Here is a 13,823-nt window from a genome sequence, read left to right on the forward strand (position 1 = left end):
TGTCGATCCGACGCGACACCTCATCCCATGCTGGCCTGCCGGCATGACTCGACGTCCCGCAGCGCGAACGAATGGTTGGTTTAGCACGGGGCGGATTAACGACCCCGGCAAACAAGGGGGGATGTCATGAATCCGAACATACGCCTGGTCCACCGCGGCGCCAGCATACTCGCACTGGTCATCGCCGCGCAGGCGGCGCCGGCCTTAGCGCAGCAGGCCACCACCGGATCGACCGAAGCGACGCAGGCGACCAGCGACGTGCCCGTGGCGCCTGCACAGGCGACTGCCGCCGATCAGGCCGACGCGACCACTGGCGCGAAGGTCACCGCCGCCGAACAGCCAGCGGCCGAGAGCGCCGCTGACGTCGCGAGCGACAAAGACATCATCGTCACCGGCACCAACATCTCGGGCGTCAAGCCGGTCGGATCGCAGACGTTGGCGATCGATCGATCGCAGGTGCTCGCCACCGGCTACACCAACGTCAATGACGTGCTGCAGACGCTGCCACAGGTACAGAACAATCCCAATTCAGGCGGCTCCGGCCCGGTCTACAGGCAGGGCGGCACGTCCGGCTATGGTGGGAATTCGACTCAGGGCAACGCGATCAATCTGCGCGGGCTCGGCACCTCGGCGACGCTGACGCTGGTCGACGGCCGCCGTGTCGTGCCGAGCGGTGCCGCCAGCACGTTCACCGAATCCATCCAGATCCCCGTCGCGGCGCTGGAAAGGATCGAGGTCGTCAGTGACGGCAACTCCGCGATCTACGGCTCCGACGCGGTCTCCGGCGTGATCAACTATGTGCTGCGCAAACGGTTCGACGGGCTCGAAGTCTCGGGTCGCGACAGTGTCGATCGCTATCACAACACCTGGGGTGTATCGGTGACCGGCGGCAAGAGTTGGGATACGGGCAATATCATCCTGACCTACGATCACGAGGATCGTCGACCGTTCGTCAACGGTCGGTCGAAATTCCTGCGGCGCGATCTCAGCCCGCTTGGGGGTATCGATTGGCGCGCGAACAACGCCACGCTCGGCGTCACCAGCCCGGCGCTGATCGTCGGCGGCAACGGCGTCCCGTACAGCTATTTTACGGTGGCACCCGACGCGCGTCCCGGCGTCGCGTTCGGACAACTGACGCCGGGCGCCGCCCTTGCCGACCAATCCGACTACACCGATTTCCTGCCGCGACAGAAACGCGATCAGGCGGCTTTGTTCTTCAACCAGGAACTGGCACCGTCGATCTCGGTCTACCTCGAATCCTTCTACACCAAGCGTCAGACATCGAGCCGAAGCTATGGCAACTCGCGCGTCGGCAACAACCTGCTCGTCTGCCAGGGCAGTCCCTATTACATCAGCGGCGCGCCGGCCTCGGCGTCGGCCGCCAACGCCGATTGCGGCGGTGGGCTCGCCCAGACGGTAGCGGTCAACCCGATCACGTTCTTCGGCGGCCCGTCGGTCACCAAGAACCCGACCGAGACGATCAGCGTGACCGGCGGCGTGACCGGTCACCTGCCCAATCGGTGGAACATCGATACCTATTTCACCTACGCGCACGATACGACCTGCGGCATCTGCAATTTCGACAACAACGCCAATGGCGCGGCGCTGGCATCGCAGATCACGGCGGGAGCGATCAATCCGTACCAGTCGACGCCGCTGACTGCCGGGCAATATGGAAGCTTCCTGGGCACCAACACGCAGTTCTCGTACAACACGTTCATCGATTCCGTGGTCAAGGTCGATGGTCCGCTATTCTCGCTGCCCGGCGGCGAGGTGCGCACGGCGATCGGCGGAGAGCTCGCCTACAACCGCCAGCACCTGCTGAACGGCAGCAACAACGCGTTCGAGCAGGACCGCACCAACAATAATTTTGCGGTCACCAACGACAGCACGACGCATCGCAGCACCGCCAGCGTGTTCGCCGAGCTGTTCGTGCCGCTGGTCGGCGAGGACATGAACGTTCCGCTCGTGCAGGCGCTGAACATCGACGCGGCCGTACGCTACGACAATTATTCCGATTTCGGGGGCACGACCAATCCCAAGATCGGCGCGACCTGGACCGTGAACGATTTCTTCTCGATCCGAGGGTCCTGGGGCACGTCGTTCCGCGCCCCGGCGCTGACCGATACCAATCCCGAGAACTATTCGTCGGCGGTGATCGGCCTGCCATTCGCCAACGCGTCGGGGCGGAACGATATCGCGCTGTTATACCCGGGGTTCAGCAGCACTTATCTGTTGCTGGGAGCCAATCGGAACCTGCGACCGGAGACGGCCAAGACCTGGTCGGCGGGTTTCGACGTCAAGCCGGTGGGATCGGGTTTCCGGTTCTCCGGGACCTATTACAAGACGCGCTATGCCAACCAGATCGTCGGCCAGAATGTCGGACTGTTCCTATCGAGCCCGCAGAATGCGGCGCTATATAGCCCGTACATCACGCCGGTGAACAATCCGGCGAATTGCGTGAACGGCAGTCCCGCGACCTATGATCCGGTACTGGCGAATTTCATCGCCGCCAATCCCGCGCTCTACAATACGCCCGTGCTCAGCGCCTGCACGGTCGGGGTCATCCTGGATGCACGCAGCGCCAATGCCGCGACCACTTCGCAGGACGGGCTGGACTTCCAGACCTCCTACCAGTTCGATACCGGGATCGGAAAATGGAATGTGGGCGTAAGCGTCACCAAGATCCTGAACCAGTCGCTGCAACAGGTCTCCGGTGGTGCGAAGCAGGATGTGCTCGACACCTATTACTACCCGGTGAGCCTGCGCGGCCGTGGCCAGTTGGGCTGGACGCTGGGGCGGGTCGGGGTCAACGCCTTCCTCAACTATACCGGATCCTACGACAACACGATCCCGATCACCGGTCGACCGCAAACCAAGGTGCCGTCATGGAAGACGCTGGACGTCGGCATCACCTATTCGGTACCGCGGTCGAGCGGCGTGCTGGGTGGCGTCCGTTTGAGCGCCAATTTCCAGAACGTGACGAACGAGGATCCCCCGCTGGTGCTGACGCAGGCGGGCAACAACTACGGAGCGTATGATCCGTCCAACGCCAACATCTTCGGACGTATCGCCACGTTCCAACTGACAAAGGCCTTCTGATCCGGTCATCCTGGCCATATTCCTGCTCGTTCGGAGATTTACCGCTCATGATTGCACACCGTCTATTTCTGACTGCCGCCATCGTCGCCTTGACGAGCCCGATCGTCGCGATCGCCCAAACCACCACTGTCGTCGCCACCGACCGCGGCCAGGTCCGCGGCGCGAGCGCCGACGGCGTTGCCAGCTGGAAGGGTATCCCCTTCGCCGCCGCCCCGGTCGGAGCGCTGCGCTGGCGCGCGCCTCAGCCGGCTGCGGCGTGGAAAGGCGTGAAGGACGCTACCGCCTACTCGTACGACTGCATGCAGGTCCCGTTCCCCAGCGACGCCGCACCGCTCGGGACGCAGCCTGCCGAGGATTGCCTGTACGCCAATGTCTGGAAGCCGGCGGCGGCGAGTGCGTCGGCCAAGCTGCCGGTGATCGTGTGGATCTACGGCGGTGGTTTCGTGAACGGCGGCGCCTCACCGCCGACCTATTCCGGCGCCAACCTTGCCAAGCAGGGCGTGGTGTTCGTCAGCTTCAACTACCGTGTCGGACGGTTCGGCACGTTCGCACTGCCGCCGCTTACCCAGCAGAATGCGGATGATGGCATGCTCGGCAATTATGGCATCATGGACCAGATCGCGGCGTTGAAGTGGGTGCGGGCGAACATCGCGTCGTTCGGGGGCGATCCGGCGAACGTGATGATCATCGGTGAAAGCGCCGGCGGTATGTCGGTGCACATGCTCAACACCTCGCCGCTGGCCCGCGGCCTGTTCAGCAAGGCCTTCGTGATGTCGGGTGGCAATGGCCAGTCGGACAAGCGCACGCTCGCCGACGTCGAGCAGATCGGCGCCAATTTCGCTCGGTCGAAGACCATCGATCCCGCCGCCCCGCGACGCGCTTGCCAAGTTGCGCGCGCTGAGCGCCGAAGAGGTTACCGACGGACTCAGCATGATGCAGATGTTCCGCCCGAAGGCGGGCCCGCCGACCAATACCGGTCCGTTCGTCGACGGCAAGGTCGTCGTCGATCTGGGCGGCGCCTATGCCGCGAACCGCTTCGCGCGCGTGCCGACGGTGATCGGCGCGACCAGCGCCGACATGGGGGCAAGTCGGGCTTCATGATCGCTGGCGCGCGCGAGGCGTCGGCAGCGATCGCCAGCAAGGGCGTACCGGTGTGGGAGTATCGCTTCTCCTACGTCGCGGATTCGGTCGGTCAGCCCGGCGCGCAGCATGCCACGGACATCCCGTTCTTCTTCGATACCACGCAGGTTAAGTACGGCGACAAGACCACCGCCAAGGACATCGCGGTCGGCAAGACGATCAGCGGTTATGTCGTCAACTTCGCCAAGACCGGGAATCCGAACGGAAGCGGCCTGCCGTCCTGGCCTGCCTACACCGCCGCCGGCGACCAGCTGATGGATTTCGGCGCAGGCGGCAAGGCTGTGGCGCAGAAGGATCCGTGGGGCGCCGATATCGAAGCCGGCAAGGCCCGTTTGGCCAGTGCGCAGGCCTCGGGTCACTACACCTCGATCACCACGCCGCTCGGCAAGATGCTCGACGATCCCGCGGCGAAGGCGGTGCTCGAACGCCAGATCCCCGACGTGATCAAGAGCGAACAGATCGGCATGGCGCGCGGCGTGACGCTGGAGGCGCTGCAATCCTACGTCCCCGCACTGACCGATGCCAAGCTGAAGGCGATCGACGCCGATCTCGCCAAGGTGCCGATGCGTCCGTGAGTTATAGGCATGGTCGACGTGCCAAACAGGCGCGCCGACCATGCCTAAACCTTGGACTTGAACGTGATGCGTTGGGCATGCGGCCACGTTGGGAACGTCGCCGGTGGTTGAGTTCAAGTAACGCCAGCAGCACGACCAATGTCGGCCAGGCGACCAGCGCTATCATCCCGCCTTCACCGGCGCCAACCATAGAAAGCGCGCGGCGTTGTTGCAGAGAATATCGCGCTTCTGCTCGCTCGACAGATAGTCTGCGTTCTGGATGATGCCGACCGAATAGCGCATCAAACTTGGCCAGATGAGTTCGTCGGTCCCGAACATGACGCGATCCTCGAACCCTGCATCGACCAACCGCTCGATGTACCGGTCGACCTTCTTCAGCGGATAGCTCGAGACCCAGGCGGCACGCTCTCCGCGGTCGTCGTGCTCGGCTGCGCCTGCCAGATCGACAAGCTCATGCTAGGCAAGGCGCCAGTCAGTACGGCCGCCGCCACCATCGCCGCCCCGACGGCAGGCGCTGGGCGGCGGCGGATGCTCGGCATAGCGCCTTAGAACCGGAACCCGGTTCGCACGCCATAGGTGCGCGGGTCTTGCAACGTCACGCCGCTATAGGCGCCCGACGACGCGCCCGACACGACGAGGCTGTTCTCGAGGTTGCGCACGAAGCCCTGCAGATACCAGCGCTCGCCCGCTGCGTTGTAGGTGAGCGACAGGTCGGTCTTGGTGAAGCTCGGCTGGCGAAACTGGTTGAGCGTCCCCAGCGCCGACAGGTAATAGCTGTCGCTCAGTCGCGTCCGCGCCGACGCCTGGATGTTCGCGCCGCTGGCGAGCGGGACGGTCTGCGTGATCCCGGCGGTCACCGTCCATTCGGGCGACCGATCGAGCTTCCTGCCGGCAAAGCTGACGGCAGGGGTCGGGAAGAAGTTCGTATACCTCGCGTTCAACCATGAGGCCGACGCATCGAAGCGCGTGTTCGGCCCGGGGTTCACCACGGTCTCGAGCTCGACGCCGTCGACCTTCGCGTGGCCGGCGTTAGTGGTCACCTGGCAAGGGCCGCCGCAGATCGTCGAGAGCTGGCTCAACTGGATGCCCGCGAAATCATAGTGGAAGCCCGACAGGTTCACGCGCAGCACGTTGCCCGCCAGATGCGTCTTGATGCCACCCCTCATAGGAGGTGATCGTCTCCGGGTTATAATAGAGGGCGCTTGCGCTCAGCGTACAGCCCGCTCCGGTTCCGGCTTCGCAACCATCGTTGAACCCGCCTGCCTTGTAGCCGGTCGAGACGACCGCGTAGAGCAGGCTGCGCGAGTTCAGGTCGTAGTCGACGCCACCACGATAGGTGACTTTCGAAAACGTCCTCGCCGCGTTGTTGACCGTGCTCGTATCGCGCGCGCCGGCGCAGGCGACCGCTCCGCAGATGACCGTCGCCCCGATCCGCGCCTTTTCGTCGTGCGAATAGCGGACCCCGCCGGTCACGCGAAACCGGTCGGTCAGCTTCAGCGTCGCCTGGCTGAAGCCAGCAAGCGATTCCGATTTCACATAGCGTTGCGGAAAGCCGAAGACATAGCCGGGTGCGCCGGGCGTGGCGTTGAGCAGGCCGAAAATGTAGTAATTCTGGAACCCGGTCTCGTGGAAATAATAGCCACCAGCCTGGATTGAGAGTGGTCCGAGGTCGGTCGAGAGACGCAGTTCCTGGCTGTTCTGCTTGTACGCCGCATCGTCGCGCGACGGGAATACGGTGGCACCGGTACCGGGCGTCAGGCTCAAATCCTCGCGACGCTCGAACTTCCGGTAGGATCCGAGATAGTTGAGCGTCACTCCGCCAAAGTCATAGCTGAAATCGGCCAGCACGCCGTAGACGTCGTTGTCGCGACCGAGCTTGGTCGTATACGGCGCGACCACGGTACGCTGCGCCGTCTTCCCCGAGACCGGATTATAGACGGGGTCGACCCCGACGGTGTTGAACCCGGTGTAGAAATTGCTCGTCAGGACGCTGTTCACGGTCTGCCCGCCGACATGCGAATAGTCGCCGATGATCAGCAGCTTGGCCGGGCCGCTCGACCAGGAGGCGGACAAGCGCCCAGACACGTTGTCGCGGAACGGGCTGAGGTCGGTACGGACTCGCGGCCCGGACTCGAGGAAGCTGTCGCGGCGATCGTAGTTGAACGCCGCGCGGACGGCGATCGAACTGGAGATCGGCACGTTGATCATGCCGGTCAGCAGGCGGCTGTCGTAATTGCCGTAGCTCGCGTCGACCGACGCTTCGAACCGGTCGACCGGATGGTTGGTGATGACGTTGACGAGGCCGGCGGTCGTGTTGCGGCCGAACAACGTACCCTGTGGACCGCGCAGCACCTCGACGCGGGCGATGTCGTAGAAGCTCACTTCCTGCGTCTGCGGTCGCGCGATGTAGATGCCGTCGGTCATGAAAGCTGCCGACGGATCGCCCTTTTCGGTGCCATCCGAGCTTGTGATGCCGCGGATCGTGATCTGCAGGCCGTTGCCCCGATCGATCGAAAGGTTCGGCACCTGCTCGCCCAGCGTGGTCGGATTGGTGATGCCTGCCGACAACAGCGCCGTCCCGGTGATCGCGGTCAGCGCGATCGGCGTCTTGGATGCGAGGGATTCATTACGGTTGGCGGTGACGACGATATCGCCTTCGGATGCCTGCAACGCGCTGTTCGATTCCGCCTCGGTGGCGGAGGCCGGAGCTTCGCCGACCTGTTGCACGCTTTGGTCGGGAAGCGTCGACGGCGGTCCGATCTGCTGCGCTGCGACCGGTGTCGCGAAGACCGCGAACGCGGAAACCCCACATGCCAACAAACGCTTGCTCATCGTTTTCCCCTCCTAATCGCTCCACCTGTCCGCCGTTCGTTTTCGAAGGGTCGGAACGGTCGAGCGTCTCCGCCTCGTATTCTTGAGAAAGCGTGATCGACGATTAATCTCGATCAGTAAAATACAAGTTTGTGATCGATCGATACAATGCCGTTATGCTCGTGGAGAGGTTTGGTCGGGTCTACATCGTCCGGGCGTGATCTCGTCACGAACAACGCCGATAGATCACGTTCACCGTCAGGCCTTCCAAGCAACGCTCACGCGACGTCCGAAGTGCTCGTTGGGACCTGGCCCGACGTCGATGCGGCTGGGAAAGTTTGTCCCGGCAGGCGTGTCGGCGTCGATCATCGCCTGAGGCGCACCGCACCCATGATCCCGGCACCAACGGCATAGAGTGGCTTGGCGGAATCGTCCGGTACCGCCGGATCTTGCGCGCTGACGTCAGCCATCGACGATGGCAGTTCGAACGGCAGCCGGCCCGACGCGCTAGCGCGCCCGGTCAGCACATCCATCAACGCGACGTCGCTCACCCCGAAATTGGCGAGCAGCACCGCGGCCTTGTCGCGAACATTGGTCAGGATCGCCGGCCGGTCGAGATAGACCGAGACGATCGTCGGGACATGCGCGCTAGCCGCCTTTAACGCCTCGTAGCCGGCGTCGCCGTTGCGGAAGTCGAGCCGGCCTTCCTTCTGACGGCTGCCGAAGAAGTTGTTCGGGTGGAGCCTCTCGCTCGGCGCTTCCAGGCGGATGATCGCGACGTCTGCATCTTCCGGGCGGGCGACGACGGTAAAGCCCTTCGCGGCCACCGCGTCGGGTGAAAGTCCGTAGATGAAGACCCTGCGCTTGCCCGTGAGGGGGCAGGACGCCCGACCGGTTCTCGAGGAAGACCTGCGACCGGCGCTGTGCGGCGTCCGCCATGCGCTGATGCTCGGGACGCGCGGCGAAACGTTCGGCTGCGGCGGGATCGACATAGGGATCGTCGAACAGCCCCTGTTCGAACTTGGCGATCATGATCCGTCGGACGGAGTCGTCGATCCGCGCTTCCGGGATTCGACCCGCCCGCACTGCGGCGATGATCGCGGCGGGTTTGTCGACGCCGCCAAACTGGTCGAGCCCGGCGACGATGCCCTTTTCGAAGCGTTGCGCCTCGCTCAGCGTCTCGACGCCCCACGGCATCGCAATGTCTCTTACGCCTTGCGGTTTGTCGGGCGCGCGGCATCCGGGGCCGCAATCGTTGGTAATCGCCCAATCCGACAGGATGATCCCGCGATAGCCTTTCGTGCCGCGCAACAGCCCGGTCAGCAGCTGGCGGTTGAAGCCTGCGCCGACCTGTTCGAGCGGGGTGCGGTCGATCGTCACGCCCTCGAGGATCGGATAGGTCGGCATGACGCCTGCGACGTTCGCCTTAAACGCGCCGTCGAACGCGGCGACGTGCTCGGCGAAACTGCGATCGTCCAGGCGTGCGATGCGGCCATAATAGTTATGCGCGTCGAACCCGTTCGGCTCCGCGCCATACCCGACCCAGTGCTTGACGATCGCCATCACGCCGTCGCGCGCGACACCGTTCGGGCCGTGTTGGAAACCCTCGACATAGGCCGCGACGAGAGGCGAGACGAGTGCCGGGTTGGACCCGAACGTGCCCGTCATCCGCGACCAGCGCGGTTCGGTGGCAAGGTCGGCCTGCGGTGACAGCGCCTCGTGGATGCCTACCGCACGATATTCCTGCCGCGCGATATCCGCGAACGCGCGCACGACCCCGGGATCGCCGATCGCGCCGAAGCCGAGCGGATCGGGCCATTGCGAAAAGCCCTTCGATTGCGCGCTGGCGCCCAGCACATATTGGAAATGGTTGCGCGGATCGGTGCTGATCGTCACCGGAATGCCGAGCCGCGAGTCCTCGCCGAGCAACTGGACCGCGTTGTTCGCTTCGGCGAAACGGCGCGGGGGCAACGCCAGCCGGGTGATGAAGCTGGTTATACCGCGCTGCCCGATCATCTCACCAACGCGCGCCAAGTCATAGCCTTCGGCGGAGACACCGATCGCCGTATTGGCGCCGCTGCCCGCGCCCGGCAGCGACGCGTGCATCATCGTGCCCGCCTTTTCCTCCAGCGTCATGCGACGGAGCAGATCGTCGGTCCTCCGCTCGGGCGAAAGTCGCCAATCCTCGTACGGATCGAGCCGTCCGTTACGATCGAGGTCACGATACTGCCTGCCCTCGACCGTCAGCATCGTACCCTTGCGGCTCTTCACCTGCGGATCGGCGGCCGCCGGTTGGGCCAGCAAGGCGACCGCCGGAAGCGCCGCGCCGATCAACCAGCGCCACGACGGCGACGACGGCGTCGACGACCGCACGGTCATGGCTTGATGGCCTGCGCCGCCACTTGCATCGTGCCCGACAGGACCGCGTCGCCCGCCTGGCGCCCGACCGTGATCGGCACGGCACCGGCCGCGACCGACCAGCCGGGCCGTGCCGTGTCGTAGCGCGCGATCAGACGCGGATCGATCGTCACGCTGACCTGCTTGGTCTCGCCGGGTTGCAGCATGACGCGCTGAAATCCGACCAGCCGGCGCATCTGCCCGGCGGGCGCTGCATAGACCTGCGGCACGTCCGCGCCCGCGCGCTTGCCGGTGTTGGTGACCGAGAAGCTGATCACGTCGCCAACCACCTTGAGGTCGCGATAGCCGAACTTCGTGTACGACAGGCCATGACCGAACGCGAAGAGCGGGGCGGCTCCCTTGCGCTGATACCAGCGATAGCCGACGTCCGCGCCCCTCGGGATACTCGACCGGGAACGAGGGTACGCCACCGGTCAGGTCGACCGTGCTGAGATCGAGCGTCGTCGCCTTGGGCTTGGCGGCGTTGCGCGCCTCCGCTGCCTTCACGAGCGTCAGGCCGGGGATCGTCGGTCGCGGCGCCTGCGCGGCGTTGGCGGGGAACGTGACGGGCAGGCGGCCCGACGGGTTCACGTCGCCGACCAGGATCGACGCGATCGCCTCGCCGCCCTTCTGGCCGGGATACCACGCTTCCAGGATCGCGCCGACGCGACCTGCCCATGGCATCGTCACGGGGCCGCCGGTCTCCAGCACCACCACGGTCTTCGCATTGGCGGCGGCGACCGCGTCGATCAGCGCGTTCTGCGTCCCCGGCAGGTCGAGAGTCTCGACGTCCTGCGCTTCGGTGCGCCACTGCTCGCCGAACACGATCGCGATATCGGCCGCGCGTGCGGCGGCGGCGGCGGCCCTGACGTCGTTGCCGTCGAGATAGGTCACCTGAGCCTGAGGCAGGCGCGCCTTGATCGCCGCGAGCGGCGACGATGCGTGATAGGTAATCTTGATGAAGCTGCTGAGGGGCCCGCCGCCGGGCATCGGCAGCTCGAGCGGCACGCCGCCGACCGAGCGGACCTGCGACGATCCGCCGCCCGACAGTACACCGACATCGGCGTGGCCGCCGATCACGACGATCGTCTTGGCGGTCGCGGCCAGCGGCAACAGGTCGCGGTCGTTCTTCAGCAGGACGATCCCCGCCTCGGCCGTCGCCTGCGCGACCTTCGCGTTGGCGGCGTAGTCGATCGGCTGCGGCGTTGTCGGGGTCGGGCGATCTACCAGCTCATGCGCGATCATCGTCCGCAGGATCCGGCGGACCATGTTGTCCAGCCGCACAGCCGGGACGGTGCCGGCGGCGACCGCGGCCTTCAGCGGCGCACCGAAGAACACCTGCTTGTCGAGTTCCTGGCCCGATTCCTGATCGAGTCCTGCGGTTGCCGCCTTGACGGTCGAGTGCACCGCGCCCCAGTCCGACATTACCCAGCCCGTATAGCCCCAGTCCTTCTTCAGGACGGTATTCAGCAGGAAGTCGTTTTCGCAGGCATAATGCCCGTTTACCTGGTTGTAGCCGCACATCACCGAACCGGGTTTGCCCGCCTCGATCGCCATCTCGAATGCCAGCAGGTCGCTCTCGCGCATCGGCGCTTCGGCCATCTGCGCGTCGAGCACGTTGCGGCCGCTCTCCTGCGCGTTCAGCGCGTAGTGCTTGATCGTCGAGACGATGCCGTTCGATTGGATGCCCTTGATCGCCGCGCCTGCCATCACGCCGGTCAGCAGCACGTCCTCGCTCAGATATTCGAAATTGCGGCCGTTCCACGGATCGCGGACCAGGTTGGCGCCGCCCGCCAGCAGCACGTTGAAGCCCTTTGCGCGGGATTCGCCGCCGATCATGCGCCCACCGGCCTCGGCGATGGTCGGATCGAAGGTGGACGCGGTCAACAGGCTGCCGGGCAGGGGCGGTCGCGACATCGCCCTTGCGCATCTCGCCGCCGTTCGCGACGCCGAGACTCGCGTCGCTCTCGTACAGATCGGGAATACCGAGCCGCGGAACACCCGGAACATGCCCCGCGCCCGTCCGCGTCTCGTGCGGATTGTCCCTCTTCAGCGCCGATCCGAACGTCCCGTTGACCATCGCAATTTTCTCGTCGAGCGTCATCTGCGCGAGGATCTCAGCGGCTCGTTCGTCGGGGGTACGGCTTGCATCCATCGACGCCTTTGCCGGGGCGGTCTGCGCCGCCATGGGTGCGCTCGTCATGAGCGCCGCTACAGCCACGCTGGCCCGCCACATCGTTCTCGTCATATGCCTCTCCCGCTTTTTTCTCGCTTGCACACTTATCGAAGGCGCGCGATGATTTAAGAAATAGAGATTACGCATAGATCAATTCGTATTTGTGATTGCTCGCGACCAACGCCGTATCGATGAAGAGGTCAGCATGTCGAAGTCCCCCAGCATGTCTAGCCTTCGCCTGTTCATGCAGATCGCGCATAATCTGAGCTTCAGCGAGACCGCGCGAATGACGAACGTCTCGCAACCTGCGCTCAGCCGTACGATCCGCCTGCTCGAAGAGACGCTGGACGTTCGCCTGTTCGACCGGAATTCTCGCAACGTCACCTTGACGACGGCGGGGGAGACTCTTCTGCCGATCGTCGAGCGTCTAACCGCAGACTTCGACCACGCCTTTACCTCGGTGCGTCAAAATTTCGCTGGAGAGCGAGGCCGCGTGGTCGTCGGTGCGCTGCCGTCGGTCGCGGCGGGGGCACTCCCTGGTATGATCGCGGGTTTCCAGGCAATTTACCCGTTGGTCGAGATCATCCTGCACGATCATCTCTCGGGTACGCTCTATCAGGAAATGCAGGATCGACAGATCGATCTCGCCATCACGACGCCGCCCGACGAGGACAATTTCCAGTTCGAACCGTTACTCGAAGACGATTACGTGCTGGTCTGCCGTACCGGCCATGCGGTCGATCTGCCCGGTACGGCCGACTGGTCGATCTTCGCGGAAAATCCGTTCATCGCGATGGCAGCGCGGAGCAGCGTGCGTGCCCTGACCGATACGGCCTTCATCAAGGCGGCCGTCAGCGTGAAGCCACTGTACGAATGTACGCAACTGGCGACGATGGGCGGGTTGCTCGCGGCCGGTCTCGGGATCAGCGCGCTACCCCAATCGACGCTCGCCATGCTGGGGCAGGTTACGCTTGTCTCCCGTCCGCTGACGGCTCCTATGATCAGCCGGACGATCGGCATGGCGTGGCTCGCCGATCGCACTTTGCCACCAGCCGCGTCGGCATTCCTCCAGCATGTTCTGGCCCGTTGGCCACGTCTCGCGGTGAGTTTGGCTAGTTAACGATTCAAAGAACTGATCCGGCGAATAGCGGATGCCAGTAGAATACTCTGTGAGTCCGTCGTGCATTCTGCCTCGTCGCGCGTCCTCGTCTAATTATAGTTTGGAGGCCGCCTTGCTTGACAACAGTTTCGCTGGCGATCCGCCGAACGAGCGTCAGAAGTTAACCGACGAAGCAGGGGTGACGAAATATCCGCTTCTGGGTCCAAACCCCCGAGGCGAGGAACCCGACCGATCGGCGGTCTCGTCGTCGGCAATCATCGCAGCAGCATTGGCCTCAAACGCAAAGTATCCAAGCTTTTTCGTCAACCGTTATCCCACGCGGTCCCAGTTTGGCAGCAAGCGAGCGGGTCAGCGCTTCGAGCCAACCCTTGGAGGCGGCACTGGAAGCGTCACCGCTCGCACGAGATCAAATAGCGCGACATGGTTCACTTCAAGCGGCGGTCGGGAGGCGGACGGTCGCGTTCCGCGAGCGGTCGGCGATCGCGCCAGATTTGGCAGACGA

The 13,823-nt window shown here is 64.4% G+C and carries 8 protein-coding genes and 2 pseudogenes; 4 read left to right on the forward strand and 6 right to left on the reverse strand.

Annotation, left to right across the window (positions count from 1 at the left end; all coding sequences use genetic code 11):
• Window positions 1-126: 126 nt before the first annotated feature.
• Complete coding sequence (locus NHF48_RS03695; protein WP_253070286.1) at window positions 127-3,102, forward strand: TonB-dependent receptor domain-containing protein; 2,976 nt, start codon at window positions 127-129, stop codon at window positions 3,100-3,102.
• Between the two features lie 47 nt (window positions 3,103-3,149).
• Window positions 3,150-4,817: a carboxylesterase/lipase family protein gene (locus NHF48_RS03700; protein ID WP_253070287.1), complete on the forward strand. Its 1,668-nt coding sequence runs from the start codon at window positions 3,150-3,152 to the stop codon at window positions 4,815-4,817.
• A gap of 162 nt (window positions 4,818-4,979) precedes the next feature.
• Here the strand turns inward: NHF48_RS03700 and NHF48_RS03705 are convergent, their stop codons facing one another.
• Window positions 4,980-5,258: an amidohydrolase family protein gene (locus NHF48_RS03705; protein ID WP_342454719.1), complete on the reverse strand. Its 279-nt coding sequence runs from the start codon at window positions 5,256-5,258 to the stop codon at window positions 4,980-4,982.
• Between NHF48_RS03705 and NHF48_RS03710 the strand changes: the two genes are divergently transcribed.
• Window positions 5,238-5,366: a hypothetical protein gene (locus NHF48_RS03710; protein WP_263816691.1), complete on the forward strand. Its 129-nt coding sequence runs from the start codon at window positions 5,238-5,240 to the stop codon at window positions 5,364-5,366. The two genes, NHF48_RS03705 and NHF48_RS03710, sit on opposite strands and share 21 nt — an antisense overlap.
• Here NHF48_RS03710 and NHF48_RS03715 read toward each other — a convergent pair.
• The 5 genes and pseudogenes from NHF48_RS03715 to NHF48_RS03735 all read right to left on the reverse strand — a co-directional run bounded on the left by NHF48_RS03715 (window position 5,363) and on the right by NHF48_RS03735 (window position 12,261).
• On the reverse strand, window positions 5,363-5,983 hold the full coding sequence (locus tag NHF48_RS03715) for a TonB-dependent receptor domain-containing protein (RefSeq protein WP_253070289.1): 621 nt from the start codon (window positions 5,981-5,983) through the stop codon (window positions 5,363-5,365). The genes NHF48_RS03710 and NHF48_RS03715 overlap by 4 nt on opposite strands.
• Window positions 5,913-7,649, reverse strand: a complete 1,737-nt coding sequence (locus NHF48_RS03720) for a TonB-dependent receptor (RefSeq protein WP_253070290.1) — start codon at window positions 7,647-7,649, stop codon at window positions 5,913-5,915. The genes NHF48_RS03715 and NHF48_RS03720 overlap by 71 nt, the downstream gene beginning before the upstream one ends.
• A gap of 344 nt (window positions 7,650-7,993) precedes the next feature.
• On the reverse strand, window positions 7,994-8,455 hold the full coding sequence (locus NHF48_RS03725; protein ID WP_253070291.1) for a glycoside hydrolase family 3 C-terminal domain-containing protein: 462 nt from the start codon (window positions 8,453-8,455) through the stop codon (window positions 7,994-7,996).
• A 262-nt stretch (window positions 8,456-8,717) separates the two neighbouring features.
• Window positions 8,718-10,007 (reverse strand): annotated as a pseudogene (locus NHF48_RS03730) (glycoside hydrolase family 3 protein); the annotation flags it as partial.
• Window positions 10,004-12,261: pseudogene (locus tag NHF48_RS03735) on the reverse strand (beta-glucosidase). The pseudogenes NHF48_RS03730 and NHF48_RS03735, both read right to left, overlap by 4 nt.
• Before the next feature lie 145 nt (window positions 12,262-12,406).
• On the opposite strand from NHF48_RS03735, the gene NHF48_RS03740 reads away from it, so the two are divergent.
• Window positions 12,407-13,321, forward strand: coding sequence for a LysR family transcriptional regulator (locus tag NHF48_RS03740; protein ID WP_253070292.1), 915 nt, complete (start codon window positions 12,407-12,409; stop codon window positions 13,319-13,321).
• Window positions 13,322-13,823 lie beyond the last annotated feature (502 nt).

This window comes from Sphingomonas sp. H160509, from assembly GCF_024124765.2.
Taxonomy (GTDB): domain Bacteria; phylum Pseudomonadota; class Alphaproteobacteria; order Sphingomonadales; family Sphingomonadaceae; genus Sphingomonas.

Coding starts and splice junctions, on each gene's coding strand:
- NHF48_RS03695 (WP_253070286.1), top strand. CDS start 127: ATGAATCCGAACATACGCCTGGTCCACCGCGGCGCCAGCATACTCGCA.
- NHF48_RS03715 (WP_253070289.1), bottom strand. CDS start 5,983: ATGAGGGGTGGCATCAAGACGCATCTGGCGGGCAACGTGCTGCGCGTG.
- NHF48_RS03700 (WP_253070287.1), top strand. CDS start 3,150: ATGATTGCACACCGTCTATTTCTGACTGCCGCCATCGTCGCCTTGACG.
- NHF48_RS03720 (WP_253070290.1), bottom strand. CDS start 7,649: ATGAGCAAGCGTTTGTTGGCATGTGGGGTTTCCGCGTTCGCGGTCTTC.
- NHF48_RS03740 (WP_253070292.1), top strand. CDS start 12,407: ATGTCGAAGTCCCCCAGCATGTCTAGCCTTCGCCTGTTCATGCAGATC.